Below are 26,466 nucleotides of genomic sequence, written 5' to 3'. Positions count from 1 at the left end.
CCAAAGAGCGATAATACACATTATGTTTAACTCTGGGGATGGTGAGGCTCTAGGACGAGCGTTTGCCCCTCGACCCGCCATGACTTCAGCTTTGACAAAAAATTCATCCCTAGCACGTCCGTGTCGCCGAACGCCGGCGCAACCACGACCGGCAAATCTCGAGCGACGACGGTGCCGAGCTTCAGCTCCGGCACTGCCGCAGTCTGCGCAGAGATCTGCCCGTTCGCCGTCTGGATCAGCACCGGGAACAGCGGCTTCTCGGGCCTAATACCCGCAGCCGCCGCGGTTCCGCTCGACAAGGCGGTGATCGTCGCGCCGCTGTCGACCAGCATCCGCCGTGACACGCCACCGATCGTCGCATCCGCCCAGAAATGCCCATCCGCGCTCATCCTGATCCGCACCTCGCTGCCGATCACCTCTTGTTGCGACAGATGAAGCATGCTCGTGAAGCGTGCCAGGTACGGATCGAAGCGCTCGCGCTGCGCGACGACGAAGGCGAGCACGACGAACAACGCGCCCCAGGTCGCGAGCATGGTCACCATCCGAAGAACTGGCACCCGCCGCCCGATCAGGGCGGAGATCGGCAGGATCAGCAGGACCAGATAGATCCAGGCGTTCGGACCGAACCCGTCGTTCATGGCACCAACTCCAGACCGTCATAGCCGGGCTCGACGCCGGCGGGCAGCAGCGCCGCCTCCGTGCGGTAATCCATCGAGTGGTCCATGTGGATCAGCGCGGTCCGTGCCGGCGTCAATTCCGCGACCCAGCCGAGCACCGCCGCCACCGTGGGATGGGTCGGATGAGGCGCGTGTCGCAGCGCGTCGACGATCCAGGTGTCGAGCCCGGTATACAGCGACCGCATGGCCGCCGTCATCGCATGAAAATCAGTCGCATAGCCGATCGACTTGCCATCAGCTTCGAAGCGTAGACCTGTCGACGTGATGCTGCCGTGCGGCTGATCCGCCGTCCGTATCGTCAAACCGCCGATCCGCACCATGTCTTGCAGGACCTCGGCGGCAATCGTCGCCGGATAGCCGTCCCGCCCGACAAAGGCATAGGCGAAGCGGCGCCTGATGACGTCCAGCGTGCCCGCGCGCGCCATACCGCGGACGGGTCGACCGGTCGCATGGTAGATCTGACGGACATCGTCGATCCCGTGCAGATGATCGGCGTGATCGTGTGTCCAGATGATCGCGTCCACCGTCGCGACATCGGCGGCGAGCAACTGCTCGCGCATGTCCGGACTGGTATCCACGAGCACGCGGACCCCGTCGTGCTCGACCAGCACCGAGGCACGCGTGCGTCGATTACGTGGCTCGGCCGGATCGCAGGCACCCCAATCGTTGCCCAGGCGTGGCACCCCCGACGACGTTCCCGACCCGAGGATGCGCGCCTTCACGCGGCGACCGTCTTGGCGAAAAGCGCATGGAAGTTCCCGGCCGTCCGTCGGGTAATGTGCTCGACCGGTTCGCCGCGCAGGGTCGCCAGGAAAGCGGCCGTGTCGGCGACGAACGCCGGCTCGCCCGGCTTGCCGCGATGCGGCACGGGGGCGAGAAACGGCGCATCGGTCTCGATCAGCAGCCGATCGATCGGCAGCCGCGCCGCCGTTTCCTGAAGATCACGCGCGCTCTTGAACGTCACGATCCCCGAAATGGAAATGAAGAAGCCCAATTCCAATGCCTTGTCGGCGAAAGCTCCCGTGCCGGTGAAACAGTGGATCACAGCGGTGTAGGCGCCCTTCCCCATCTCGTCGGCCATGATCGCGTAGGTATCGTCCTCCGCGTCGCGCGTATGGACGATCAACGGAACGCCCGCTTCACGCGCGGCACCGATATGCGCACGGAAGCTCGCCTGCTGGCGAGCGCGATCGGAATGGTCGTAATAATAGTCCAGCCCGCTCTCGCCGATCCCGACGACGCGGGAGTGACGTGCCCGCTCGACCAGCTTGGCAGTGTCGACATGCGGATGCTGATCGGCCTCATGCGGGTGGATGCCGACCGTGGCCCAGACGTCGGGTTCGCGCTCGGCGGTGGCGAGCACCGCGTCCCACTCGCTTTCGCGCGTCGCGATGTTAAGCATCGCGGTGACGCCGCGCGCCCGCGCCCGCGCCAGCACCGCCGCCTGCTCCTCGACCAGACCCTTGTAATTCAGGTGGCAATGGCTGTCGGCGAGCATCAGGCGGGATCGACAGGCATTTCGAGCCGCGGGAGTACCGGCGTTGGCGCGGCGATCCGGAACCCGCTCGCCGCCGTCCGCGCCAGCCAGCCGTCGTCGTCAACCGCCGCATGGTCTCGCTCGCTCGCGCCGAGTTGGTCGAGCACCTTGCCCGCCGCCTCGGGCACCACCGGCAGGATCACGATCGCCAGCATCCGGATCGCGCGCAGCAACGTGCCGAGCACCGCATGCATTCGCTCGGGATCGGTCGTCCGCAACGCCCAAGGTGCCTCCGCATCGATATACTGGTTGCAGGCGTAAACCCCTCGCAACCATGCTTCGACGCCTTGCGAGAGCATCAGGTCGTCGAACGCGGTCCGCAGCCCCGCGCACGCCAAGACGACCTCCTCGATCAGAATGCCATCGGCATCGGCGGCCTTGCCGGTCGCAGGAAGAGCGCCCTCCAAGTTCTTGGCAATGAACGACAATGTCCGCTGCGCGAGATTTCCGAAACTGTTCGCCAGCTCGGCATTGACCCGCGTGACGATCGCTTCGGGCGAGTAGCTGCCGTCTTGACCGAAGCTCACTTCGCGCAGGAAGAAATAGCGTAGCGCATCCACACCGAAGGCGTCGGCCAAGGCCATCGGATCGACGACGTTGCCGACCGACTTCGACATCTTCTCGCCGCGCGTGAGCAGAAAGCCGTGCCCGAACACCGTCTTCGGCAACGCGACCTGCGCCGACATCAGGAACGCCGGCCAATAGACCGCATGGAAGCGGACGATGTCCTTGCCGATAAGGTGCAGGTCGGCCGGCCAGAACCGGTTCTCCGTCGCCTCGCCCGGCCAGCCGGTCCCGGTCAGGTAATTGGTCAGCGCGTCGACCCACACGTACATCACATGGCCGGGGCTACCCGGCACCGGCACGCCCCAATCAAAGCTGGTGCGCGACACCGACAGGTCGGACAGCCCGCCCTCGACGAAGCGCAGCACCTCGTTGCGACGGCTTTCCGGGCGGATGAAGTCGGGATTGGCGGCATAGAAATCGAGCAGCGGCTGCTGGTATTTGGACAAACGGAAGAACCATGTCTCCTCGGCCGTCCACTCCACCGGCGTGCCTTGCGGTGACAGGCGTTGGTCGCCCTCCCCCGTCAGCTCGTCCGCCGCATAAAAGGCCTCGTCGCGGACCGAGTACCAGCCCTCGTATCGATCCAGATAAAGGTCGCCCGCGTCCGCCATCCGCTGCCAGATCGCCTGGCTGGCGGCATAGTGATCGGTGTCGACGGTGCGGATGAAGCGATCGTACGAGATCTCAAATCTGTCAGCCATGCGGCTGAAATGCAGGGACATTTCATCGGCGAACGCGCGCGTCGGAATGCCGCGGTCGCGTGCGGCCTGCGTCATCTTGAGGCCGTGTTCGTCGGTGCCGGTCAGGAACCGTACGTCGCGTCCCGCCTGCCGCTGAAACCGCGCGATCGCGTCGGCGGCGACCATTTCATAAGCGTGGCCGATATGCGGCCGGCCGTTGGGGTAGTGGATCGCCGTGGTGATGTAGAATGGGTCGGCCATATCGTCGCGATTAGCAGAGCCGGCGCACGCGCGTCACCCCCATCGCGCCACGCCTAGCGCGGCAACCCGGCGAGCAGCCTTGCCATTTCCCAGACCGTCGCTTGCGGATCTAGGCTCATGCCGAGCGACGCCCCCGCCAGGTCGCGCGCGCGGCCATGAGCGTCCAGCGTGGCCGCGAGTGTGGGCCCGCTTCGGCGCCGCGCCTCGCGCGCGATGAAGGCAGGCACCCGCTCCAGGAATGCCTCGTAGCGGGGGGATGCCGACTTGCCCGCCAGCGAACGCGCCAGAGCACTGCGCCTCGCATTGTCGACGTCCCCGTCCCCCGCGATCGCCGCGATCGCCGCGTCGAGGCCGTGCACGTCGAGACCGGCGAAGCGCAGCGCCCGCCCCGGTGCGCCCTCCCCCGCCGCGACCAGGGCGGAGAGTTCGGCCGGGGACAGGTCCGATTGCTCGCGGCTGACCACCGTCGCGACCTCCTCGTCGTTCAACAATCCGAACCGGAGCAGGCGGCAGCGCGACCGGATCGTCGGCAGCAGCCGCCCTGGCGCGTGGCTGACGAGCAGGAAGATCGTGCCCAGCGGCGGCTCCTCCAGGCTCTTGAGCAACGCATTGGCGCCGGACGCCTCAAGATCGTCGACCGCGTCGATGATGACCGCCCGTCGTTCGCCGAGCGACGGTCGGGTCGTCAGCTCGTTGCGCAGCCAGCGGACCTGCGCGACGCGAATGCTGCGTGCCGGGGCGTCGCCCTCCTTGCGCTCGTCATAGGGCACCAGCGTGTCGGTCTTCCCCCAGACCTCTCGTTCCACGACCTTGAAGTCCGGGTGTGCGCGCGCGGCGATCAGGTCGTCGCGTTGCGTGCCGCCACCGACCAGCCGCGCGCCGGCCGACCGCGCGAAGCTGCCCTTGCCCACCCCTTCCGGCCCCGCGATCAGCCAGGCGTGGTGCAGACTATCCTCGGCCAGCGCGCTCGCGAACGCCGCTTGTGCGGCCGCGTTGCCGACGATCGACGTCACGACGTCAGCCGAACAGGCCGGTCAGTCCCGACCAAGCCCGGCGGAAGAAGCCCGCCTCCCCGACCGCGTTCTCCGCCACCAGCGGCAGCCGCTGTTCGGGGAGGCCGGCGCTGGTCACGACCAGGTCGGCGACGTGCGCGCCCTTGGCGATCGGGGCCTTGATGGGCCCGTCATAAACGATGCGCGCCTGCAGCACCGGGGTAGCGCCACTCGGCAGCGCGACCGACAGGACCTTGGGCGTGGTCAGGCCGACGGTGCCCGCGTCGCCGAGCTGGACCTCGGCATCGGCGACATGGCGGTTGGCGGCGACGATCGGGCGGGCCTGCCAGGCGCGAAAGCCCCAATCCATGAAGCTGACCGACTCCTCGATCCGCTGGTTGAAGCTGTTGAGCCCCGCGACGACCATCACCAGCCGCCGCCCGCCCTGCTCCGCCGAACCGGTGAACCCGTAGCCCGCCTCGTCGGTGTGGCCGGTCTTGAGCCCATCGGCGCCGGCGACGCGGCCCAGCAGCGGGTCGCGGTTGGCCTGGGTGATGTCGGCACCGGCACCCAGCGTCTTGCCCCAGGTGAACTCACGCAGTGAGTAGAACCGCTTGTAAAGGTCTGGAAAGTCTCGGATTGTTGCCGCCGCGAGATTGGCGAGATCGCGGGCGGTGACATAGGTGACGCCGTTGTCGGGCCAGCCGTTGGAGGTGCCGAAGTGGCTGTTGGCAAGGCCGAGCCGCTTCGCCGTCTCGTTCATGCGATCGGTGAAGGATTGTTCGGTGCCGGAGATGCCCTCCGCGAGCACGACGCAAGCGTCGTTGCCCGAGAGCGTGACGATCCCCTTGAGCAGATTGTCGACGCTGACGTTCTCATCGACTGAGAGGAACATCGTCGAACCCGCTGCCGGACCATGCCATTTCCGCCAGGTTTCCGGCCGCACCGGGTAGGTCTGGTCAAGCTTCAGCTGGCCACGCTTGATCATGTCGAAGGCGACATAGACGGTCATCATCTTGGCCATCGACGCCGGCGGCATGCGGCGATCGGCGTCGCGGGCGAACAGGACCGCGCCGGTCGACAGGTCCTCCATATAGGCGATCGGGGCGGCGCCGGAGAACTGCGGGGCGGCCGCCTGGGTGGGGGCGACGAGCAGCGAGGCGGCGAGCGGGGCGGCGATGTACCGTGTCATTGCGGATCCGGATGTTGGCGTAGGTGACGTGTCGGCCGGTCATAACCACCCGCCGGGGCCGCGTCACGTCCGCGTTGCAGCGTTCGCACACTGACACGGCTGGGTTCACGGTCGATGCCGAGTCGCCGGGCGGCGGCTTGCGACAGGTCGATCAGGCGGTCGCCCCGACCGGGACCGCGATCGTTGATGCGGACGACCAGCGCGCGGCCGGTGGCGAGCGCCGTGACCTCGACCAGCGTGCCGAAGGGCAGCGTCCGGTGCGCGGCGGTCATCGCACGGGGATCGAAGCGCTCGCCCGAAGCGGTGCGGCGGCCGGCGAAGGCCGCACCATACCAGCTGGCGATGCCCGTCGCGGCATAGCGGCCGTCGACGCGCGGTCGCTCGCCGCCGCTGCAGGCGGCGACGACCAAAGTCGCCGCGACAACGCTACTGCGCCACCGCATCCGCGAGCAGCCCGACCGATAGCGCGTAGAAATTCGAGCAATTGTAATCGAGGATCGCCCGGTAGTTGCCGGTCAGCAGATAGCCGGTCGCCCCCGCCCCGTCCGGCTCGATCAGCGTCGCGAGCACGTCGTCGGCGGGCCAGCCGCCCGCCTGCGGCACCAGCCCGGCCGCGCGCCACTCCGCCATGGTGCGCCAGCCCGAATGGCGCACGAACACGCGCGGGCAGCGCGGCGCGACGAGGCGGGTGCGGAAGCTCGACCGGTCGAACTGCGGCGGTACGCCGACCGCGACGCCCCACGGCTGACCGGCGCGCCACCCCGCGTCCTGGAGATAATTGCCGATCGAGGCGAGCGTGTCGGCGTCGCTGGTCCAGACGTCGGCGAACCCGTCGCCGTCGCCGTCGCGGGCGAGGCGGAGATAGACCGACGGCAGGAACTGCGGCCCGCCGAACGCGCCCGCCCAGCTGCCGCGCATCTTCTCGCGCGGGACGCCCCCGTCCATCATCTTGAGCGCGGCGACGAACTCGCCCTCGAACAGCGCGCGGCGACGCCCCTCGAACGCCAGCGTCGCGAGGCTGCGGAGCAGGTCGTAGCGGCCGGTGACGGCGCCGTAGGAGGTCTCGTGGCCCCAGATCGCGACGGTGATCGACTCGGGAACGCCGGTCTGCCGCTCGACGGCGGCGAGGCGCGGGCGCTGCGCCACCCAGACCCGGCGGCCACCCGCGATCAACGCGGCGTTGACGTGCTGGACGCGATACGGCGCGAAGGGAGAAAAGCTGGTGCTGCTGACCGGTGCCGGTTGCGCACGATCGTTGCGGATCACCTGCGGGTCCAGCGTCAGCGTCGGCAGCACCGCGTCGACGGTATCGGGTCGAACCCCGGCGGCGACCGCCTGCGCCCGCAACGTGCCGAGATACGCCTGGAACGCGGCCCCGTCGTCCTGTGCCGCCGCACCGCCCGCCATCGTCAGCAGCGCCGCCGCCGCCCCCGCTCTGATCCACGCCATCATGCGCGGACTAGTGGCACGCGCACGTCGCACCGGGAACCCACCTCGTCGCGGTGCTTGCACCGATGGGCGCGACGGCTCTATCGCAGGCGTGCGAGGACAGGTGGCCGAGTGGTTTAAGGCAGCGGTCTTGAAAACCGCCGTGGGTGGAAGCCCACCGTGGGTTCGAATCCCACCCTGTCCGCCAATTACCTTAGGGAAGCTATTGAGATTGCTTAATAATTTCCCGAACGGTGATTTTATTCATCCTTCTGCCCACCATCATGCTTTGCATTAGTTTGCGTTAGAATGCGACAGGTTGCATCAGCCAAACCAACCTTTTCTAGGCGATTATGTAGTTTGCAAACGCGTGGCTAGTGCGGGATGCAGAAGGCTTTGACGGAACGCGGTCTAAGCTGTCGGTCGACCGTATCACGGGCACGCTCACATGCTGGACCGGATTGGTACTCCATCCGCGTCATCGCGCTACCGTCTGAGATAACAAGCGTGTGTGGGCCAGGCCCGAGGATTGGTCGCCAGAGACCATCGCGGAGGACAATCCGCTCGCCAGTCTTCGGGTTGGTAGCCGTAGCTCCTTCCCTGGGCGTGGCCCGGCTAGGTGTCATAGCAAGCATGACTAGCACAAGCGCGATCACTCCGGCTTGTCCGTCTCCGGCGTCGGCCGGTTGTCGATTTCCTTGGCCACGCCTTCCCTCCTTTTTCGTACTAGGATACGATAACGGATACGCGATCCGTTGACCAACTCTGCATCTGCCGTTTGGCTTCTGCGATATACATGGCGGTATCGCCACCGACACCCGGATGCCCAACAGCGGCACGACACGTCGCACGGACCATTCGCGCGCGTCGCGGTGTCGCATCGAAAGATAATAGTCGACCAGCCGCTGTAGACCGGCGTGCGGTTCGACCATGTCGATATCCGCGAAGAATGCGTCGTAACGATCCTTGAACATATAGCCGACGGCTTCGCTCAGCAGGTCGTCCTTCGATCCGAAATGCGCGTAGAAGCCGCCGTGAGTCAGGCCCGCCCGCTTCATGATCGCGGCGACGCCGACCCGGTCGGGCCCGTCCTCGCGGATCGCAGCGGCGGCCGCCTTGAGAACCCGATCGCGCGTGTGCGCCTTGTGTTCGCTATCGTAGCGCATCGGCGTTACCTGTGGTCTACCGCGACAGATGCAAGAGCCGGAACGTTCGCCGCCTGCCAGCCACCACCCAGCGCCCGGTACGCGGCAACCGCGCTGCGCGCTTCCTCGGCGCGGACCGTGGCAAGCCGATCGGAGGCGGCGAGCAGCTCGCGATTGGCGTCGGTGACGTCGATCAGGCCGGTCACCCCGCCGGCATAGGCATCCCGCGCCTGCGTTCGGGCGCGGTCGAGCGCGGCGACCTGTCGTTCCAGGTTCGCGCGCTCGGCATGCGCCTCGCCGAGCCGGGCGAGCGCCGTCTCGACATCCTCGGCAGCGGCGAGCACCGATCCGCGCCACGCGGCAAGCGCCTCGGCGTGGCGACCGCGGGCGCCCGCGACCTCGGCATCGACGCGACCGAAGTCGAACAGCCGCCAGCGCAGCCCCGCCCCGCCCGATGCCTGCACCGCGCCCCCGGTGAACAGGGTGCTGGTGCCAAGGCTCGCGACCCCGAACAGGCCCGAGAGCGACACATGCGGATAATAGTCCGCAACCGCGACGCCGATCCGAGCATTGCTCGCGGCGAGCCGGCGTTCGGCGGCGATGACGTCGGGGCGGCGGCGGAGCAGGTCGGGCGCTGCGCTGCCGGCGGGTACAGGCGCGACGGGCACGGGGCGTGCCTCGACCAGCGACGCGCGATTGCTGCCCGGCGCATCGCCGACCAGCACGTCGAGGCGGTTGAGCTGTGCCTCAATCGCGGCGCGCAACGGCGCCATCGCGGCACGCACGCCAACGAGCTCGGCGGTGGTCCGGTTGAGCTCGCGCTCGGCGGCAATGCCCTGATCGAAGCGCTGGCGAACGAGGCTCACCAGCAGCTTCTCGTTCGCCTCCTGATCGCGCGCCACCCCAAGCCGTGCCTGGAACGCGCGCAGCGTCAGATAGGCGTCCGCGGTCTCGGCGGCTACCGCCACCGCGACCGCGCCCGCGCTCGCCTCGCTCGCGGCCAGATCGTCGCGCGCCGCCTCGCGTCCGCGGCGCAGGCCGCCGAACAGGTCGAGCTCCCACGACGCCTGCGTGCCGATCGCATATTCGGTGTAGCCGCGCGGCGTGCCGACCGCTCGGGTGAGGCGGCCGATCGTATTGTCGCGCGACGACGCCAACGTCGCGCGGCTGATCGCGCTCAACATCACCGCCGCGACGATGCTCGCGGGCGCCGCCGCCAGGGCGTTTGCGGGGCGCGGGCGCGGGGCCATCGTCACCATCGGCTCGGTCCTCGCCCTCCTGCCCGAACAGTTCGACGGCGTGTACAGCGGGTCGAAGGCCTATGTTCTCAATCTCAGCCTGTCGCTCGCCGCGAGGCTGAAGGACAAGGGCGTCTACGTCCAGGCCGTGCTGCCAGGCGCGACACGGACCGAAATCTGGGCGCGATCGGGCAAGGACATCGATGCCTTCCCGCAGGAGATGGTGATGTCGGTCGACGACCTGGTCGACGCCGCGTTGATCGGGTTCGACCGCCGCGAGGCGGTAACGATTCCGCCGCTCGCCGATGTCGCCCAGTGGGAGGCGATGACCGCGGCCCGATTGGCGATGGCCCCGAACCTGTCGCGCCGGGACGTCGCGATGCGCTATCGGACAAGCGAGGCTTAGCCTTTCGGCGGTCTGTCAGCTTTGACCCACTTTCGGCCATTCAGGTCGCCCTTGCCGCTCGCCGTAATCGGACGCCCGTTCATCTCGCAGCTGGCTCGTCAATCTACCCGGGGTTTTGGTCTGCAGCATCCCGTCACGCGACCAGCCCCAGCGGCGTCAGGGGGTCCCCGATCAGCCCGCTTACCATTTGCGCCAGGATACGCTTCGCCGGCCAGCATCTGGAGATCGGCCCGACCAGCCGGTCGCGCAAGATCGGTAGTATCCGACCGTCCGACTGGTAGACCGGCGTGAACATCGCGCTTGCCGATTGGTAAAGCCGGACGTGACGGCCACGTAGCCGTTGGAAGGCGGCAAGCGCGGTTGGAATCTCGCCGGACCGCCGGAGCGCGAGCGCGAGCGCATAGGCATCAAGCAGCGCCATGTTTGCGCCCTGACCAAGCTGCGGACTAGCCGAATGCCAGGCGTCACCGAGATGGACCAGGGCCGGGGCGATCGGCATGGCCAGCGTGCGATGCGCATAACGGGCGAAGGTCAATTGCTCGGGCGCGACGATCTGGTCGAGCAGCGGTCGGGTCGCGGGCCACAGGTCGGCGACTTCAACTTTCCAAGCGTCGAGCCCCTGCGCCTGCCAGCGCTCAAGTCGGTCCGCGCGCAGCGACCAGAAAAAGGCGGCCTGTGATGGTCGACCCGGCGTCGGTCGACCGAGCGGCAGGACTCCGGCCATGACGCTGGCGCGGCGATAGCGTTGCTCCAGCGCCGCGCCGTCGAACGGTCCGGCAGCGGGCCAGTCGAGGCTCGTCCACAACGCGCCATAGGCTAGCGGCCTGCCGGTCGGCGGCGCGAGCGGCGAGCGAGTACCCAGCGCATCGACGATGAGGTCGAACGGCCCATCCTCGCTACCGTCGGCGAACCGCAGCCGCCTACCGGAACCGTCCATCTCGCTTCCCGTCACCGTGCGACCGGTCTCGATCGGAATGCCCGCTGCGCGCACCGCCCGGAAGAGGATGTCGAATAGCGCGGCACGGTGAGTGCCCAGGCCAAAGGCGTTACCGCTTGCCAGTGCCGCATAGCGCACGTCCAGTACGGTGCGGCCTGCTGCCCGCCCGAACAGCCGCTCGATCCGCGCGCTACGATCTGCGACCTGTCCGTCAAGACCAAGCTCGCGTAGCACCGCGCGTCCGGTCGGCTGGATCATTAGTCCGGAGCCAATCGGCTGCGGCTTGTCGAACCGCTCATACAACCGCACGCGATGGCCGTCGCGGTGAAGCAACAGCGCAGCAGCGAGTCCGCCGGGTCCGCAACCCGCCACAGCGATATCGAACTTGGCCATCGGTGCGGGACTAGCGCTGGCCGCCCCGCCCGCCAAATACTAGCAATGGCAACCGGCAAACCGATGTCTCTGGATCACGGAAGATGGCGCCGCGTTCGACAATGCATCTTGGTAGCTGGTGCGTGACTGCTGCGACCCACTCTCGGCTGTCAGAACCGCCGAGGCGTTCCCGGAGACGGACGTTTGTTCAGGTTAGCAGGACTGTTACTCTCACCAGCCGCTATCGAACCGAAGCTGGCGGTCACTGCGGATCATGGGCGCGCGGTAGTTGCTCCAACGCCTGACATTCCAGGCTCGGCGTTGCACCGTGTCGCCGAAACGCCAGAACAGGGTCTTGCGTTCGTGCGGACCAGCCCGAACTATTGTCCAGCTCTCTCCGTGCGGCAGGGCCACAATGCGGTGTATGTGGCTCGCTTCGATCCGAAAATGCGAACCCTCTGGACGCTCGATGAGCCCGCTTTCCCAACCGCCGTCCGGACGAAATGTGAAGACCTCTTCGACGTACCCGCCCGACAGAATAATTGTCTCGAACGACCAGGGATGATCGTGCGGATGGGCGTGAGGCTCAGGACGTGTAAACCGGTGCAGTACCCGGCCATCGTCAAGATGGTACTTGATAAAGGCTGGCGACATCCGTTCCACCCGGACAATCCTAGATCCGGGGGGAGCGTAGTCGTGTGCGACGGAGGGAACCCGGACGGACATCCTCCAGACATGCCACTGCTCCGAGAAGCCGAAAAGCTGCTTTGACCCAGTTGCAGACAGTCATGGGCAACTCGCCATGTCGCAGAGCCGGACCTTGGTTCATCTGGCTCGACGAGCGGTTCGGGGCGCGCCGAGCTTGCTGTCGAAGGTCGTTGAGCGGTGGTCTCGACGGGCGCCCTTCGGTTGGCGAGGACCAGATCAGCCGCGAGAACGGCAAGCGCCGCGTCGTGGTGCAGGCCAACGTTCGCGGCCGGGATGTATCGAGTGTCGTCGCCGACGCGCAAGGAGCGATCGGTCGCGAGGTCCGCTTGCCGGCCGGCACCTATCTCGAATGGGGTGGCGCATTCGAAAATCTCGCGTCGGCGCGCGACCGGCTCGCGCTGGTCGTGCCCGCGTGCTTCGCGCTGATCCTTTTGTTGCTCTACGGTGCGCTGCTCAGCGTGCGCGATGCCGCGATCGTGTTCACCGGCGTGCCGCTCGCCTTCCGAGGGTGCTGAGTCCGGGGCGATTCCGGTGCGGAGTGCACGGCGTAGGATCAGACCGGTCTGGCAAAGGGCCGCGATCTATCAAGGTGGCGATTCCTGCCGGCGGCAAACGGCAGACCGCGACTTGATCGAGCACTGTGAAGTCTTGGTTGACCGACCTCGTCTAATCGAGAAGCGCTGAAGTCCTGCCGCGGAGGTCGGGAAGCAATAGAATTACGGACAGGCCGGGCTCGGCATCGGTAAGTTCGATGGATCCGCCATGCAGGCTGGCGACGGCGGCAGCCAGCGGCAATCCCAGTCCGGCACCAGGCAGGCCGCGCGCCTGATCCAGTCGGCCGAAACGGGTGAGCGCCTGCCCGCGTTGCGACGCTTCGATACCGGCGCCACGGTCGGTAACCGTGATCTTCGCGCGCCCGTCGACGCGCGCCAGTTCCAGTGTGATGGTGCCGGTGCCGTATTTCAGCGAATTGTCGATCAGATTGCCCAACGCCTGCCCCAGCAGTTCGCGGTGCACGGACAGCATCGCTGGGCCCGACGCTAGGATCACCAGGTCGCGCCCATGCTCCTCGACGACCGGGCCGTATATTTCCGCGATCCCGCGCAGTTCGTCCGCCAGGTCGATGACCGCGAAGTGCTCGCGACCGATGCCGGCTTCGGCGCGACTGATCTGCAACGCCGTCCCGACGATGCCCAGCACCCGATCGTTCTCCACCAGCGCCCGCTCGATGATCGCCGCCTCGTCCGGCTCGATCGCCCGACGTGCCGCGCTCTCCAAGGCCGAACGGAGCCGGGTGAGCGGTGACTTCAGGTCGTGGGCAAGCCCGTCGGTCGCGATCTTCAGCTCGCCGACCAGCAGATCCACCCGCTCCAGCGTCCGGTTGACCTCGGCCACCAGCATCGCGAACGCGTCGCCCGACGGGTCGGGCGCGACGCGGCGCGACAGGTCGCCCGACCGCGCCGCGCGCAACGTCTCCACCGTGCGGTCGAGCCGGCCGACGATCATCCGCGCCGACAGCGACGCGGCAAGCGCGGCGAACGCGATCGCGAGAACGAGGCATAGCATCGCGGCACGCTCGAACGAGTGGAGCACCTTGCCGGCCCCCTCCACCACGCCGCCCGTGAGCAGGCGACCGCCACCGGGCAGGACGGTGGCGCGCACCCACATCATCTCGGGCGCGACGCGGCCGGTGCGGTAGACGCTGACCTGCCGAGCTTCCGGCTTGGTGGGAAGGCCGGCGGGCCAAGCCGGCAGGTCACCGGCGAGCGGCCGGCCGGCGGCGTCGGTCACCAGCAGCACCGCGCCCGGCGTGATCGCGGTCAGCGACCGCGTCCTGACCGCACTGACCAGCCCCGACAGACCGCCCTCGCCATAGGTCGCGAGCAGGTCGTCGCGCATGGTGTTCGCCTGCAGCGCCGCCGCCGCGCGCACGCCGTTCTGCACCTTCAGGTCGAGCACCAGCAGCAGCGCGACGCCCGCCGCGACCTGCAGCAGGAAGACGAGCAGCGCGACGCGCAATGTGGTCGATCGCCAGGTCACGCCCGGTCGCTCACGGCTTGACCCCCAGTCGATAGCCGACGCCGCGGATGGTGTGCAGCAACGGCCGGGCATGCCCGTCGTCAACCTTGCGGCGCAGCCGGCTCAGATGGACGTCGATGACGTTGCTGCCCGGATCGAAATGATAGTCCCACACGCCTTCGAGCAGCATGGTGCGTGTGACCACCTGTTCGGCATGACGCAGCAGGAACTCCAGCAGGCGAAACTCGCGCGGTTGCAGCTCGATCGTGCGGCCGTCGCGCTGCACGCGCCGGGCGAGTAGATCCATCTCCAGGTCGTCGCAGCGCAGCGCGGTCGCCACCGGCACCTTGGCGCCGCCGCGCCCGATCAGCAGGCGCACGCGCGCCAGCAGCTCGGCGAAGGCGAACGGCTTGACGAGGTAGTCATCCGCCCCGCCCGTCAGCCCCTTCACGCGATCCTCGGGCGAGCCGAGCGCGGACAGGATGATGACCGGCGTCTCGATGCCGGCGGCGCGCATCGCCGATAGCACTCCCATGCCGTCGATACCCGGCAGCATGCGGTCCAGAACGATGCAGTCGTACCCCATGTCGGTAGCATGGAACAGGCCGTCACGCCCGGTACCGGCGGAATCGACCAAGAAGCCCTCCTCGCCCAGCCCTTTGGCCAGATAGCCGGCGGTCGCCGCGTCGTCCTCGATCAGCAGAATGCGATGCCCCATATTTCCTCCGCTAGCGTGTCGCCGCCGGCACGTCGCGTACCGCGGCGAGCACTTCGTCCAGCTTGTCGGCGACCAGCATGTCGATCTTTTCGTGCAGGCGCAGCATCTCCAGCTCGGTCCGCAGGTTGACCTCATAGTCCAAGCTGGCCGCCAGCCGGTCCTTCGATGCCTGACGGTTCTGGCTCATCATGATGATCGGCGCCTGTACCGCAGCGAGCGTCGAGAGCATCAGGTTGAGGAAGATGTACGGATAGGGGTCGAATGCCAGCCCCCAATGCGACAGCACGTCGCTGTTGAGCAGCATCCAGCCGAACAGCACCACCGAAAAGCCGATGATGAAGCGCCACGAACCGCCGACCGCGGCGACGCGGTCGGACAGCCGATTGGCCCAGGTAGCGGTCTCGTCAGCCACGTCGGCCGCGTCGCGCGACAGCGGGCGGCGTTCCTCGATCTTGGCGAGCACGTGGCGCTGCTCCGTGTCGAGCAACGCGTGGGAGCTGCCGATCAGGCGCTCGGCGAGTGTCTGCGCGGGATCACCGGTCATCAGCGCGTCTCCTTTCGGCGCCGCGATGCCCGCCGGTGCCCGTTCGGCGACTGAGCACGGCATGAACAATCGCTAATGTTTCCGCCACGCCGTCGCAGCGTCGGGTCCGGCACAGCGACGCGGTGAGCAGGCTCCAGAAACTATCGACGAACACCACCCCACCCCGTCGTGAGCAACGCCGGCGCATCGGTGCCGGTATCGTCGCCGCGCTGCTGGCGGTCGGTCTGGCGCTGGGGGTCTATGCGCGGCATCTAGGCTACCCGTCCGGGCCGATCTGGCGGGCCTATACAGCCGCCGGCGCGGCGCCCCGGAACGGCACCGTCGCGGTGTTCATGTCGGGCGACATGGGTCTGAACACGGGCATGGCCGTAGGCATTACCGACCGGCTGGCGCGCGCCGGCATGCCCGTGATCGGGGTCAACTCGCTCGCCGCGTTCGCCTATCGACGCACGCCCGCGGAGATCGACGCGCTGGTGCGGGAGGCGACCGCGCGCGCGCTTGCGATCCCCGGCGCCCGGCGGGTCGTGCTGATCGGCCAGTCGTTCGGCGCCAACGCGCTGCTTGCCGGCGTGGGCGCGCTGCCCGCGGCATGGCGGGCCAGGGTGGCGCTGGTGGCGCTGGTGGTGCCGGGGCAGACGATGCTGCGCCGCGCGACGCCGGGTGGTGCGTTCGACATCGGCGACGACGGCCCCGCGCTGCCGGCGGCGCGACGGCTGGACTGGGTGCCCGTGCTCTGCGTCTCCGGCGCAGAGGAGGACGACAGCCTCTGCCCCGGCTGGAAGCAGCCGAACGTGACGCGCGCCGTGCTGCCCGGTGACCATTACCTCCATCACGACGCGGCGCTGGTCACTGCGACGCTGCTGCGGCGGTTGGCCCGGCCGGCGCCCGCCCTCGCATGACGAAAAGTTCATGCGCCGCTGGGGCGGGGGCCATTTCGCCCCCCGTAAGGGCGCGACCGCAACAAGGGAGGACGACCATGTTCAAGACCGGCGCGCTTGCCGCGCTAATGATGACGGCGGTGGCGGCATCCGTGTCCGCCGCCCCCGCGATGACGATTCCAGAGGGGCTCTGGGTCAATCCGCACAACAGCGTGGTGGTGCGGACCGGTCCGTGCGGCGCCAAGCTGTGTGGCTGGGTGGTGTGGGGGAGCCGGCAGGCGAAGGAGGACGCGCGCGACGGCGGCGTCGCCGATCTGCTCGGCACCGAGCTGCTGCAGGACTATGGCGGTGACGGGCCGGGGGCATGGTCCGGCACCGTCTTCGTACCCGACAAGGGACGACATTTCGCCTCTACCATCCAGCAGCTGTCGCCGGCCAGCCTGAAGATCAGCGGCTGCATCCTGGGCGGCCTGATCTGCAAGTCGCAGGTGTGGAATCGAATCGAGCGCCTGCCCGGTGCCTGACCTCGCATCCCTCGCCCGGCGGCATCGCCGCTGGCTGGGAGCGGCGGCGGCGCTGGCGCTCGTCGCGCTCGGCTTCGGCGCGCTGACCCGGCTGACGCACGAGCTGCGCTTTGGCCAGGTCCGCGCGGCGGTACACGCCTTGTCGATGACGCAGATCGGGCTGGCGCTGGCGCTGACGGCGGGCAGCTATCTGGTGCTGACGCTTTACGACGTGTTGGCGCTCAGGGTGATCGGACGCCCGCTGCCGTGGCGTACCGCCGCGTTGGCGTCGTTCACCAGCTATACGCTCAGCCACAATCTGGGCCTGGCGCTGTTGACCGGCGGTTCGGCGCGCTATCGCGTCTACTCGGCGGCGGGGCTGGACGCCCTCGATATCGCGCGCGTGGTCGGCGTCGCCAGCGCGACCTTCTGGGCGGGTGTCGTCACCGTCACCGGCGCGGCGCTGCTTACCCATCAAATACCGCTGACGATCGCCGGCCGAACGATGGACCCGGCGACCTTGCAGGTCGCCGGCGCCGCGATCCTGATGCTCGCAGCGCTGCTGGTGGTGGCGTGCGGCACCGCTAGGCGCCCGGTGTCGCTCCTCGGCACCGCCGTCCCGCTGCCGCGCGCCGGTCAGGCGATCGCGCAGGTCGCGATTGCGGTCGCCGACATCGCGCTCGCCAGCGCGGCGCTGTTCGTGCTCATCCCCGCCGCGACGCCCGCGATGCTGCCCGTCTTCGTACTCGGTTATGCGTTGGCGATCGTCGCCACGGTGGTGACGCACGTCCCCGGCGGGCTGGGCGTGTTCGAGGCGGTGGTGATGGCGGTGGTGCCGGTCGACCGCACGGCGCTGTTCGCGGCGCTGATCGCCTACCGGCTGATCTACTACCTGCTGCCGCTCGCCGTCAGCCTGGCGATACTCGCCTGGCACGAGGGCGTCAGGCGCCGCGTCGCGTTCGGGCTGCTGGTCGATGCGCGGGTGGTGGCGGTGGCGGTGGCGCCGCCGGTGCTCGCCGCGACGACGTTCCTCAGCGGCGCGATGCTGCTGGTGTCCGGGTCGCTGCCCGCGCTGAAGGCGAGGATCGGCGCGCTGACGTCCGTCCTGCCGTTGCCGTTCGTGGAGGCGAGTCACGTTGCGGCCAGCCTGGTCGGCACGGCGCTGCTGCTGATGTCACCCTTTCTCTACCGCCGGCTGGACGGCGCCATGGTGGCGACGCGCGCACTGCTGATCCTGGGCGCGCTGTTTTCGCTGACCAAGGGGGTGGATTACGAGGAGGCGGCGGTGTGTCTGGCCGTCGCCGCGCTGTTGCAATGGACCCGGCCCGCCTTTTACCGGCGGACGGCGCTGACCGGCCCGATCTTCAGCCCGGCGACGCTGGCGTCGATCGGCACCGTCGCCGGGGCGGCGGCGTGGATCGGCTTCTTCGCGGAGCGCCACGTCGACTATTCCGCCGACCTGTGGTGGCGGTTCTCCGTCCAGGGCGATGCGCCACGCTTCCTGCGCGCGCTGCTCGCCACCACCGTGCTGCTCGCGGGCGTCGCGGTGTGGCGGCTGATGTCGCCGGCGGCGGTCCGTGCCGAACCGGCGGCGAGCGCGCCCGATCTGGACGCGATCCGCCCGATCCTGGCGGGGGCAGACCGCACGGAGGCGATGCTGGCGCTGACCGGCGACAAGAGGTTCCTGGTGTCCGAGGCCGGGGACGCGTTCGTGATGTATCAGGTCAGGGGTGCGAGCTGGATCGTGATGGGCGATCCGGTCGGCCCGCGGGCGGCATGGGGCGACCTGCTATGGCGGCTGCGCGACCTGTCGGACTGCGCGCAGGGACGGCTGATGCTCTACGAAATCTCGCCGGCGGCGGTCGCGCTGGCGATCGACCTGGGGCTGAACATCATCAAGTTCGGCGAGGAGGCGATCGTCGACCTGCCCGGCTTCGCGCTCGACACGCCGCGCCTGCGCGCGGTGCGTCGCTCGGAAAAGGCGGCGGCGAACAAGGGCGCGACGTTCCGATTGGTGCCCGCCGACGCCGTGCCGGTAATCCTGCCCGAGCTGGCAGCGGTGTCCGACGAGTGGCTGCGCTTCAGGCGCAGCTCGGAAAAAGGGTTCAGCCTCGGCGCATTCAGCCCCAATTATGTCGGCCAGTTCGACATCGGCATCGTCACGATCGACGACCGTATCGTCGCCTTCGCCAACCTGTGGCTGACCGCGAACGGGCGCGAGGCGTCGGTCGACCTGATGCGTCATCGCGAGGCGGCGCCGGCGGGGACGATGGACTTCCTATTCGCCAACCTGATCCGCTGGGCGGCGGCGCGCGGTTACCGGCGCTTCTCGCTTGGCATGGCGCCGCTGTCCGGTATCGAGGGGCGGCGGCTGGCGCCGGCATGGGCGAAGGCGGGAGCCTTCGTGTTCCGCAACGGCGAGCGGCTCTACGGCTTCAAGGGCCTGCGCACCTACAAGGACAAGTTCGCGCCCGATTGGGAGCCGCGCTACATCGCGGGGCCGCAGGGGATCGGGCTGATCCAGGCGCTCCGCGATCTGTCGCGGCTGATCGGCAAGCCTCGCCGCACCGTCGAGCGGCGGTTCGGGTCGATCCCGACCGCCCGCACGGCATGCCAGGACGTTGCGCTGCCGCTGTCATGCGCCGAGCCGGCGTAGGCGCGATGCGGCCCCGCCTCCCTCGCCGCGAGCCGCCCAAGCGGCACAAGCCGACCGCGATCACCGTCGACCCGCGCGGGATCGAGACGGCGCGGTGCCGCCTTTGCGGCTGCGATCTGGCCCGACTTCCGGCGATCCGCCGCTGGTATCGTACGGGACCGATGGGATGAGGCACGCCCGCGCGCTCAGGTTCGCCACCGTCGCCGCCGCGCTCGTCGGCCTCGTTGCCGGTGCGCTGTTTCTCGCCGCGGGGTTCCTTCGCAGCGACCCCGTCTCGGAGTTCGCGGCGACGGGCCCGCGCCGACCGTTCGCCGCGCTGTACCTGTCAGGCGACATGGGCCTGCGCTTCGGCATCGGCCCGCGCGTCGCCGCGGCCTTGGCGAAAAGCGGCATTCCGGTGCTCGGCCTCAACTCGCCCACGCTGTTCGGCCACCACCGGACGCGGGCAGAGGTCGAGGCGATCGTCGCACAGGGCGCGCGGGAGACGCTTGCCCGGACGCGCGCCCCCAAGGTCGTGCTGATCGGTCAGTCCTTCGGCGCCGACATGATCGCGACCGCGCTGCCGGCGTTGCCGGCGGACCTGAGATCGCGTGTCCTCGCCGCGGTGTTGGTGGTGCCAGGGCGCGCCGTCTACTTCCGTGCCGATCCGCTCGGCTTCGCCTATCGCGGCACGCCCGACGCCGCCCCCGCGGCTGCGCTGCGCACCGTCGGGTGGACGTCGGTGCTCTGCATCCAGGGCATGAAGGAGACGGACAGCCTATGCCCCGGTCTCGCCGGCGGCGCGGCGCGTCGCGTGGTGCTCCCCGGGGGTCACTTCCTCCAGAACGACGACCATCTGGTAACCACCACCATCCTGCGCGTGATCGACGCGACCGCCGCCGGGTCCATAGGGAGTTGAGCTGATGGAGCTGGAGATGAGCGCGGAAGCCAAGGACCGCCGGCTGAACCGCCGCGTCGCGGTCACGGTGATGGCGCTCGCCGTGTGGGCGGGGCTGTGCAACATCAAGGACGGCAACATCGTCCAGGCGATGCAGCAGGCGCAGGCGGACGCCGTCGACCGATGGGGAGAGTATCAGGCGGACAAGACCAAGCTGCGTGTTGCCGAGACGGCGCGGCTGGAGATCGCAGCGATCGCCACCGGTCCGCGCGCCGCCGCCGCGCTGAGGCCGCTGGACAGCGACATCGCCAAATACCGTGTCGAAGCGCCCGCTCTGGCTCGGCAGGCGAAGGATTTCGCAGCGGCGTATGAAGCGTTGAACGTGCACGACGACCAGTTCGACGCCGCCGAAGCCCTGGGCTCCACGGCGATTTCGCTGGCGGCGATGGCCGCGCTGGTCGACACTTTCGCACTGCTGATCGCCGGCTGGAGCTTCGCGGCGGGCGCCGTGTTTCTAGGACTGTGCGGCTTTATGGGTTGGGCATTCCACCCGGCCGTGCTGTCGGGCGTGCTCGGCTAAGTTTAAGCAGACCGGCCGCTTTTCACCACCAGCAGCCGGTCACGCTCTTTCTTCCGCCGCCTGAACGAAGGGCCGCTTACGTTTGCTCAGCGCCCAGTAGCTGCCGGGCGGCTTCCCACTGTTGTCCTACATTGCAGCGGGCGCGGTTACTTGATTACTCAGCCTGGCAGCGGCAAACCTACAACGGCGCGGTCAGCTGGATGGACGCCTTGCCCGTACAAAGCTCAGCCTCTCTGGTGGCAAGCGCGGCGACCGTGGCTGCGCGCTGAGACTATAGCGCCTGTCAAAAGCACATTTTCTACTTCGGGATATCGAGCGAGACCGGCAAAGCCAAGAGCCCGCAGAATTCGCCGTTGATCAGCACAATCACGACGGACACCCTGTCCGACGCGCAGCGGGCGGCGTCGTCAGGGGATCGCCAGCTCTCCGAACCGCTCCGCGCTGAGTGCGGTATGGAACCGGCAGCCCGCCACGAAGTCGTCCGCCCAGGTCACGTCCGCCGACACGGGCGCGCAGCCGGGCAGGGTCAGCCAGATCGCGCTGCCCTTCTTCATCGGCGAATAGGTCTGGAGCCGCGCGCCATGCATCGACAGGTCGATCACCTTGCACAACGCGCGGCCGAGTCCTCCGCGACCGAGTTTGGCATCGAGCGACACCGGCGCGCGGGGTGCGCGACGCCGGCTTGTCATCATGGCGGGTTCGAATTCGGCAGCGAACATGGCGTGAGCCTACGCGCCGATGGTAAACGCCTCGTTAGCGGTGTTTGCCTGCTCCGAAGAGCTGCGGAACACCGCCCACGGCTTCAGCGACCCTTCAGCGTCAGCCCGCCACCGAAGCGCTTGTTGAAGCGCGCGACCTGCCCGCCGGTATCGAGCATCGAGCCACGGCCGCCGGTCCACGCCGGATGCGCCAGCGGATCGATGTCGAGCGTCATCGTGTCGCCTTCCTTGCCCCAGGTGGAGCGCGTCTCGAACACGGAGCCGTCGGTCATCTGCACCTTGATGGTGTGATAGTCGGGGTGGATTTCGGCCTTCATGGGTAAGCTCCTGGAACGGCTGGTTCCGACCAGCCCGAAGAGAAGGCGCGCGCCTAGCAGAGGTCGCGCGCCCCGACAACCTCTTGCCGTGCCAGAAACGTGATGATATATCTTCCTTAGTTCGGAGGTTTCCCATGCCGTTCCTGCCGTCCTTCCGTCGTCCCTGTCCCTATCAGGCGAACCTGTCCGCCGTGATGGAGGGCAGCTTTTGCCGAATGTGCAAACAGCAGGTCCACGACATCACCGACTGGACCGACGCCGAGCGTCTGGCGCTGCTGCGCCGCTGTGACGAGACGGAGGTGTGCGTCAGCTATCGGGTGCCGGTAACGTCTGCGTTGGCAGCGGCGGCGCTGGTCGCGTCGGCCTCGCCGGCGATGGCGGGGCACGGGCCGAACCACCATGCGACCAGACCCGCGCCTGTCCAGCCGCCGACGATCACGCTGGCGGGTGCGCCGCTACCCCCACCGGTATCGACCGAAGGTCCGCCACCTGCGCCCCGCAGCGTTCAGCCGTCAGCGGCCGTCAGCTCGCCGGCGGGTCTGCGATCATCGCGGTGAATTCGCATTCGGTAGCGACCTCGCCGTCGAGCATGGCACGACCGGCGAACTTGCAGACCCGCGATCGCTTGTGGAGAAAGCGGACCTCCAGACGCAGCAGGACACCGGGTTCGACCGGCTTGCGGAACTTCACGCCGTCGATCGACATGAAATAGACCAGCTTGCCCGACCCGGCGAGGCCGAGGCTTTCGACCGCGAGCACGCCCGCCGCCTGCGCCAGCGCCTCGACCTGAAGAACGCCGGGCATGATCGGGCGACCGGGGAAATGGCCCTGGAAGAACTGCTCGTTGATCGTCACCGCCTTGACCGCGACGATGCGCTCGTCACGGACCAGCTCCTCGACGCGATCGACGAGGAGCATGGGATAACGGTGCGGCAGCGCCGCCATGACCCGCCCGATATCGAGCGTGTCCGGCATGACCCGGTCGGGGGCGGGTGCGCCCTCCCCCGCCATGTTCTCGCCCGACCGGTTCCGCGGCTCGATCACCGGCCGCCGGTGTTCCGGCGTGGGGTCGTCGCGGGTGCGGGCGTCGTCCCCGCTGCGGCCGGGGCACCGGCGGCGGCGCCCTGACGGCCCGGCTGCCAGCCGGCGGGCGGCGTGGTGCCGACGGTCGGAACGACGCGGTCGAGCTCGGTCGTGATCGCCGGGGTCACGTCGGCGGTCGGCTGCGCGAACAGCACCGCCTGCGGCGACACGAGCAGGCTGACGTTCTTCGCACGGACGACGGCCTGGACCGCTTCCTGCAGATGGCCCTGGATCTGTTCGATCGCATAGGCCTGCGCGCGCTCGGCCGGCGCGGTGATGCGGCCGATCTCAGCCTGTCCGGCCTGCTGCTTGGCCTGGATCGCCTGATACTGGGTGGCGAGCGCCTGCTGGTTGGGGTTCGGCGTGTTCTGCGCGGCCTGGAACTGCGTCACCAGCGGCTGCAGCTCGGCCTGGATCGCGCGGCTGCGCGTCTCGGCCTGGCTCAGCTGGGTGGCGTAGGTGGCCTGGATCTGCGTGCGCGCGGCCTGCCACGCCTTGGTGTTGGCGATCGCGCCCTGCACGTCGGCGACGGCGATGCCGCCGACCTGCGCCTGCGCGGGGGTGACGGTGAGAGCGGCGGGCACGGCGAGAGCGCCGGCGAGCATGAGCTTGGCGAGCTTGGTCATCAGAACTGGGTTCCTACGTTGAAGGTGATGAGCTTCCGGTCGTCGCCGGGTTGGGAGAGCAGCGCCTTGGCGACGTCGATCCGCAAGGGGCCGAAGGGCGAGTTCCAGTTGACCCCGACGCCGATCGACACGCGCGGCGTCGCGGAGCTGCCGAGGAACCGCTCCAGGAACGGGCTGGTGGTGCTGGCATAGGTGGTGTTGACCGAGGTGCCCGTACACGCGCCGCCCAGCGTCGACGAGAAGCCGGTCGGACAGGTGGTCAGCAGCCCCGCATTGGTCGTGTCGGCAGCCGGCACGATGTAGAGCGGCTGGCCGTCGGTCGTGAGGATCGGCGTGATGAGCGGCTGGACTACCCCGTTCACGACCGGGAACACCGCCGTGGGCTGTGGCCGGGTGATCCCGAACAGGCTGCCCGCCTGCAGATAGACCGAGGGCCGCAGTCCCAGTTCGCGCGCGCCCGAGCCGAGCGGCAGCTCGATCTCGAGCCGCGCCAGATAATAGGCGCGGCCGCCGAGCGAGTCGTCGACGATCTGATCGCGGTTCGTCTCCAGGATCTGCGCGCCGGACGCATTGGTGGTGTAGGGCACGCGCTGGACGCGCGGTCCGACGCCGCGGATGTCGAAGCCGCGGAACTGCGGCTCGCCGAGGTAGAAGCGGTCGGTGATGCGGACCCGGTCGACGCCGAGGCCCCGGCTCCGCTCCAACGACCGAATCCAGCCGCCCTCGGCATTGATCGAGCCGATGAAGCCGCTGCCGAGGTTCTGGTATTTCGCGAAGTTGGTCTGCGCGCGGACATAGCGAACGTCGCCACCCAGCCCGGCGAAGTCGAGACCGAAGGTGTAACGCGACCCGGCCGACGGACGCAGGCGACTGTTGAGGCTGTCGTTGATGATCGAGAAGCCGACCGACGAGGTGTAGCGGTTGCCCAGCGCCTCGCAAAGATAGCGGCCCGCCTTGAGCGGATCGCACTGACCGTTGGTGAAGTAGCTCGACCGGTCCAGCCCGACCTCGTCATAGGATAGTCCGTACCGTCCCGACAGCGACCAATATTCGGTCAGCGGGACGCCCGCGCGGATTTGAAACCCGGTCGATACCTGCGAATAGGTGGTCTGGCGCTGCGTGCCGACGAAGTTGAACGCATTGTAGTCGCGCCGGAACAGGTCGACGCCGACCGCGATGTTGCGGTCGAACAGATACGGTTCGGTGAAGCCGAGTTCGATCGACTTCGAGTAGCTGGAGTAATTGACGCCGGCGCGCAGCTCCTGGCCCTTGCCGCGGAAGTTGCGCTGGGTGATGTTCGCCTGGATGATGAACTTCTCCAGGCTGGAATAGCCCGCCGACAGCTGCAGCTCGCCGGTCGACTTCTCCTCGAGGTTCGCCTCCAGCACGACGCGGTCCGGTGCGGACCCCGGCGTCTGCTTGATCTCGAACTTGTCCTGGAAATAGCCGAGCGAGTTGATGCGATCCTGCGAGCGCTTGACCTGGAAGCTGTTGAAGGCGTCGCCCTCCGCCAGCCGGACTTCGCGGCGGACCACCTTGTCCTGCGTCTGCGTGTTGCCGTTGATCTCGACGCGTTCCACATAGGTGCGCTGCGCCTGTGCGATGTGGAAGTTGATCGTCATTGTCAGGTGTTCGCGATCCGGCGTATAGTCCGGACTGACGTCGGTGAAGGCATAGCCGAACAGGCCGGCCGCCTCGCTCAGCTGATCGATCGAATCCTCGACCTGCTTGGCGTTGTACCAGTCGCCCTTCTTGACCGGCAGCGTCGAGGCGAGGCGGGTATTGTCGAAATCGCGAATCTCGCTGTCGACGGTGACGTCGCCGAATTTGTAGCGCTGCCCCTCCTCCACCACATAGGTGATGATGAAGTCCTTCTTGTCCGGCGTCAGCTCGGCGACGGCGGAGACGACGCGGAAATCGGCATAGCCGTTGGTCAGGTAGAACTGGCGCAGCTTCTGCTGGTCGTAGTTGAGCCGGTCCTGGTCGTAGCTGGTGCCCGACGACAGCAGACGGAACAGGCGTGCCTGCTTGGTCGCCATCTGACCACGCAGCGTGTCGTCGGAAAAGACGGTGTTGCCGATGATGTTGATCTGGCGGACCTTGGACTTCGATCCCTCCGTCACCTCGAACACGACGTCGACGCGGTTCTGGTCGAGGTTGACCATCTTGGGCTCGACCACCGCGGCGAAGCGGCCCTGGCGGCGATAGAGCTCGATGATCCGTGCCACGTCCTGGCGGACGGCGGAGCGGGTGAAGATCTGCCGCGGCGCGAGCTTCACCTCCTTGGTGATCTTGTCGGTCTTGATCGCGCGATTGCCTTCGAAGATCACGCGGTTGATGATCGGGTTCTCGCGCACGCGGAGCACGATGTCGCCGCTCTCGACGCCGGAGATCGAGAAGTCGGCGAACAGATCGGACGCTTGCAGGTCCTTCAGCGCCTGATCCAGCGTCTCGGCGGTGTACGGCACGCCGATGCGGAGGCGGGTGTAGGAGAGCACCGTCTCCGGCTCGATCCGTTGCGAGCCTTCGACCCGCAGCGTCTTGATGATCTTCGCGTTGGGATCGGTGACGGCGGCCGCGGCGGCGGGCTGCGGCGCGGGCAGCGCCTCCGCACGGGCATTGGGAGCGACACCGCCGGGACGCGCGCCGGGCGGCGGGCCACCCCGGCCACGCTGCGGCGGACGTCCACCTTGGGCGAGCGCCATCGCCGGAACGCTGGCGAGCACCGTGCTGCCCATCAACAGGATGCCGAGCGACCGGGAACGACGCGAACAGAGCTTCGAAACTACCACTACAAACCCCAACC

27 protein-coding genes, 1 tRNA gene and 1 pseudogene are annotated in these 26,466 nt (G+C 68.1%); 9 read left to right on the top strand and 20 right to left on the bottom strand.

Features of this window, described 5'->3' with window-relative positions; translation table 11 throughout:
• Positions 1 to 26 precede the first annotated feature (26 nt).
• The 8 genes from ACOFKS_RS05260 to ACOFKS_RS05225 are packed head-to-tail and all read right to left on the bottom strand — an operon-like array spanning position 27 to position 7,355.
• On the bottom strand, positions 27 to 638 hold the full coding sequence (locus ACOFKS_RS05260) for a retropepsin-like aspartic protease family protein (protein ID WP_419808194.1): 612 nt from the start codon (positions 636 to 638) through the stop codon (positions 27 to 29).
• The gene (locus tag ACOFKS_RS05255) at positions 635 to 1,399 is read right to left on the bottom strand and encodes an MBL fold metallo-hydrolase (protein ID WP_419808193.1); all 765 of its coding nucleotides are present in this window, start codon (positions 1,397 to 1,399) and stop codon (positions 635 to 637) included. Before ACOFKS_RS05255 ends, ACOFKS_RS05260 begins: the two co-directional genes overlap by 4 nt.
• Positions 1,396 to 2,175, bottom strand: a complete 780-nt coding sequence (locus ACOFKS_RS05250; protein ID WP_419808192.1) for a TatD family hydrolase — start codon at positions 2,173 to 2,175, stop codon at positions 1,396 to 1,398. Before ACOFKS_RS05250 ends, ACOFKS_RS05255 begins: the two co-directional genes overlap by 4 nt.
• Entirely contained in the window at positions 2,175 to 3,722 is a 1,548-nt protein-coding gene (gene metG, locus ACOFKS_RS05245; protein ID WP_419808191.1) for a methionine--tRNA ligase, read from the bottom strand. Before metG ends, ACOFKS_RS05250 begins: the two co-directional genes overlap by 1 nt.
• A gap of 53 nt (positions 3,723 to 3,775) precedes the next feature.
• Positions 3,776 to 4,735, bottom strand: coding sequence for a DNA polymerase III subunit delta' (locus ACOFKS_RS05240; RefSeq protein WP_419808190.1), 960 nt, complete (start codon positions 4,733 to 4,735; stop codon positions 3,776 to 3,778).
• Positions 4,736 to 4,739: 4 nt separating this feature from the next.
• Positions 4,740 to 5,906 (bottom strand): D-alanyl-D-alanine carboxypeptidase family protein, encoded by a 1,167-nt coding sequence (locus tag ACOFKS_RS05235; protein ID WP_419808189.1) that lies wholly within the window; start codon positions 5,904 to 5,906, stop codon positions 4,740 to 4,742.
• The gene (locus tag ACOFKS_RS05230) at positions 5,903 to 6,349 is read right to left on the bottom strand and encodes a septal ring lytic transglycosylase RlpA family protein (protein ID WP_419808188.1); all 447 of its coding nucleotides are present in this window, start codon (positions 6,347 to 6,349) and stop codon (positions 5,903 to 5,905) included. The genes ACOFKS_RS05235 and ACOFKS_RS05230 overlap by 4 nt, the downstream gene beginning before the upstream one ends.
• The gene (locus ACOFKS_RS05225; protein WP_419808187.1) at positions 6,333 to 7,355 is read right to left on the bottom strand and encodes a lytic murein transglycosylase; all 1,023 of its coding nucleotides are present in this window, start codon (positions 7,353 to 7,355) and stop codon (positions 6,333 to 6,335) included. The genes ACOFKS_RS05230 and ACOFKS_RS05225 overlap by 17 nt, the downstream gene beginning before the upstream one ends.
• Before the next feature lie 97 nt (positions 7,356 to 7,452).
• Between ACOFKS_RS05225 and ACOFKS_RS05220 the strand changes: the two genes are divergently transcribed.
• Positions 7,453 to 7,542, top strand: a tRNA-Ser gene (locus tag ACOFKS_RS05220).
• Between the two features lie 166 nt (positions 7,543 to 7,708).
• Here the strand turns inward: ACOFKS_RS05220 and ACOFKS_RS05215 are convergent.
• Both ACOFKS_RS05215 and ACOFKS_RS05210 read right to left on the bottom strand, forming a co-directional pair.
• Positions 7,709 to 8,500, bottom strand: a complete 792-nt coding sequence (locus ACOFKS_RS05215) for a TetR/AcrR family transcriptional regulator (RefSeq protein ID WP_419808186.1) — start codon at positions 8,498 to 8,500, stop codon at positions 7,709 to 7,711.
• Positions 8,501 to 8,505: 5 nt separating this feature from the next.
• Complete coding sequence (locus ACOFKS_RS05210; RefSeq protein WP_419808185.1) at positions 8,506 to 9,663, bottom strand: TolC family protein; 1,158 nt, start codon at positions 9,661 to 9,663, stop codon at positions 8,506 to 8,508.
• A 13-nt stretch (positions 9,664 to 9,676) separates the two neighbouring features.
• Here ACOFKS_RS05210 and ACOFKS_RS05205 point away from each other — a divergent pair, with 13 nt between their 5' ends.
• Positions 9,677 to 10,123: an SDR family NAD(P)-dependent oxidoreductase gene (locus ACOFKS_RS05205; RefSeq protein WP_419808184.1), complete on the top strand. Its 447-nt coding sequence runs from the start codon at positions 9,677 to 9,679 to the stop codon at positions 10,121 to 10,123.
• Between the two features lie 133 nt (positions 10,124 to 10,256).
• Here ACOFKS_RS05205 and ACOFKS_RS05200 read toward each other — a convergent pair whose 3' ends face one another.
• The gene (locus tag ACOFKS_RS05200; RefSeq protein WP_419808183.1) at positions 10,257 to 11,453 is read right to left on the bottom strand and encodes an FAD-dependent oxidoreductase; all 1,197 of its coding nucleotides are present in this window, start codon (positions 11,451 to 11,453) and stop codon (positions 10,257 to 10,259) included.
• Positions 11,454 to 11,663: 210 nt separating this feature from the next.
• Positions 11,664 to 12,095, bottom strand: coding sequence for a hypothetical protein (locus ACOFKS_RS05195; RefSeq protein WP_419808182.1), 432 nt, complete (start codon positions 12,093 to 12,095; stop codon positions 11,664 to 11,666).
• Between the two features lie 248 nt (positions 12,096 to 12,343).
• Between ACOFKS_RS05195 and ACOFKS_RS05190 the strand changes: the two are divergent.
• Positions 12,344 to 12,649: pseudogene (locus ACOFKS_RS05190) on the top strand (efflux RND transporter permease subunit); the annotation flags it as partial.
• 157 nt (positions 12,650 to 12,806) lie between these two features.
• Here the strand turns inward: ACOFKS_RS05190 and ACOFKS_RS05185 are convergent.
• Genes ACOFKS_RS05185 through ACOFKS_RS05175 form a run of 3 tightly spaced genes read right to left on the bottom strand, consistent with a single transcriptional unit; the run spans position 12,807 to position 15,421 of the window.
• Positions 12,807 to 14,180: an ATP-binding protein gene (locus ACOFKS_RS05185; RefSeq protein ID WP_419808181.1), complete on the bottom strand. Its 1,374-nt coding sequence runs from the start codon at positions 14,178 to 14,180 to the stop codon at positions 12,807 to 12,809.
• Positions 14,181 to 14,190: 10 nt separating this feature from the next.
• Positions 14,191 to 14,877: a winged helix-turn-helix domain-containing protein gene (locus tag ACOFKS_RS05180; RefSeq protein WP_419808180.1), complete on the bottom strand. Its 687-nt coding sequence runs from the start codon at positions 14,875 to 14,877 to the stop codon at positions 14,191 to 14,193.
• Between the two features lie 10 nt (positions 14,878 to 14,887).
• Positions 14,888 to 15,421 carry a DUF1003 domain-containing protein gene (locus ACOFKS_RS05175; RefSeq protein WP_419808179.1) on the bottom strand — a complete coding sequence of 178 codons (534 nt, stop codon included), beginning with the start codon at positions 15,419 to 15,421 and terminating at the stop codon, positions 14,888 to 14,890.
• A 122-nt stretch (positions 15,422 to 15,543) separates the two neighbouring features.
• Between ACOFKS_RS05175 and ACOFKS_RS05170 the strand changes: the two genes are divergently transcribed.
• The 5 genes from ACOFKS_RS05170 to ACOFKS_RS05150 all read left to right on the top strand — a co-directional run bounded on the left by ACOFKS_RS05170 (position 15,544) and on the right by ACOFKS_RS05150 (position 20,915).
• Positions 15,544 to 16,320: an AcvB/VirJ family lysyl-phosphatidylglycerol hydrolase gene (locus ACOFKS_RS05170; RefSeq protein WP_419808178.1), complete on the top strand. Its 777-nt coding sequence runs from the start codon at positions 15,544 to 15,546 to the stop codon at positions 16,318 to 16,320.
• A 77-nt stretch (positions 16,321 to 16,397) separates the two neighbouring features.
• The gene (locus ACOFKS_RS05165; protein WP_419808177.1) at positions 16,398 to 16,823 is read left to right on the top strand and encodes a DUF2147 domain-containing protein; all 426 of its coding nucleotides are present in this window, start codon (positions 16,398 to 16,400) and stop codon (positions 16,821 to 16,823) included.
• Positions 16,816 to 19,458, top strand: coding sequence for a bifunctional lysylphosphatidylglycerol flippase/synthetase MprF (gene mprF / locus ACOFKS_RS05160; RefSeq protein ID WP_419808176.1), 2,643 nt, complete (start codon positions 16,816 to 16,818; stop codon positions 19,456 to 19,458). The genes ACOFKS_RS05165 and mprF overlap by 8 nt, the downstream gene beginning before the upstream one ends.
• A 166-nt stretch (positions 19,459 to 19,624) precedes the next feature.
• On the top strand, positions 19,625 to 20,356 hold the full coding sequence (locus tag ACOFKS_RS05155) for an AcvB/VirJ family lysyl-phosphatidylglycerol hydrolase (protein WP_419808175.1): 732 nt from the start codon (positions 19,625 to 19,627) through the stop codon (positions 20,354 to 20,356).
• Positions 20,357 to 20,360: 4 nt separating this feature from the next.
• Positions 20,361 to 20,915: a DUF4337 family protein gene (locus ACOFKS_RS05150; RefSeq protein WP_419808174.1), complete on the top strand. Its 555-nt coding sequence runs from the start codon at positions 20,361 to 20,363 to the stop codon at positions 20,913 to 20,915.
• A gap of 407 nt (positions 20,916 to 21,322) precedes the next feature.
• On the opposite strand, the gene ACOFKS_RS05145 is transcribed toward ACOFKS_RS05150, so the two are convergent.
• A complete protein-coding gene (locus tag ACOFKS_RS05145) occupies positions 21,323 to 21,634 on the bottom strand; it encodes a PilZ domain-containing protein (protein WP_419808173.1) in 312 nt (103 codons plus the stop codon).
• Positions 21,635 to 21,717: 83 nt separating this feature from the next.
• Complete coding sequence (gene rpmE / locus ACOFKS_RS05140; protein WP_419808172.1) at positions 21,718 to 21,951, bottom strand: 50S ribosomal protein L31; 234 nt, start codon at positions 21,949 to 21,951, stop codon at positions 21,718 to 21,720.
• Positions 21,952 to 22,085: 134 nt separating this feature from the next.
• On the opposite strand from rpmE, the gene ACOFKS_RS05135 reads away from it, so the two are divergent.
• Complete coding sequence (locus ACOFKS_RS05135; RefSeq protein ID WP_419808171.1) at positions 22,086 to 22,508, top strand: hypothetical protein; 423 nt, start codon at positions 22,086 to 22,088, stop codon at positions 22,506 to 22,508.
• On the opposite strand, the gene fabZ is transcribed toward ACOFKS_RS05135, so the two are convergent.
• The 3 genes from fabZ to bamA are packed head-to-tail and all read right to left on the bottom strand — an operon-like array spanning position 22,474 to position 26,398.
• Positions 22,474 to 22,962, bottom strand: a complete 489-nt coding sequence (fabZ, locus tag ACOFKS_RS05130) for a 3-hydroxyacyl-ACP dehydratase FabZ (RefSeq protein ID WP_419808711.1) — start codon at positions 22,960 to 22,962, stop codon at positions 22,474 to 22,476. The two genes, ACOFKS_RS05135 and fabZ, sit on opposite strands and share 35 nt — an antisense overlap.
• Positions 22,963 to 22,991: 29 nt before the next feature.
• The gene (locus ACOFKS_RS05125) at positions 22,992 to 23,660 is read right to left on the bottom strand and encodes an OmpH family outer membrane protein (protein WP_419808170.1); all 669 of its coding nucleotides are present in this window, start codon (positions 23,658 to 23,660) and stop codon (positions 22,992 to 22,994) included.
• The gene (gene bamA, locus ACOFKS_RS05120) at positions 23,660 to 26,398 is read right to left on the bottom strand and encodes an outer membrane protein assembly factor BamA (protein WP_419808710.1); all 2,739 of its coding nucleotides are present in this window, start codon (positions 26,396 to 26,398) and stop codon (positions 23,660 to 23,662) included. The genes ACOFKS_RS05125 and bamA overlap by 1 nt, the downstream gene beginning before the upstream one ends.
• Between the last annotated feature and the right edge of the window lie 68 nt (positions 26,399 to 26,466).

Source organism: Sphingomonas sp. (genome assembly GCF_965200135.1).
In the GTDB taxonomy this organism is placed as follows: Bacteria; Pseudomonadota; Alphaproteobacteria; order Sphingomonadales; family Sphingomonadaceae; genus Sphingomonas.
The sequence above is the reverse complement of the archived record's forward strand: the minus strand, read 5'-3'. Positions and strand labels throughout refer to the sequence as shown.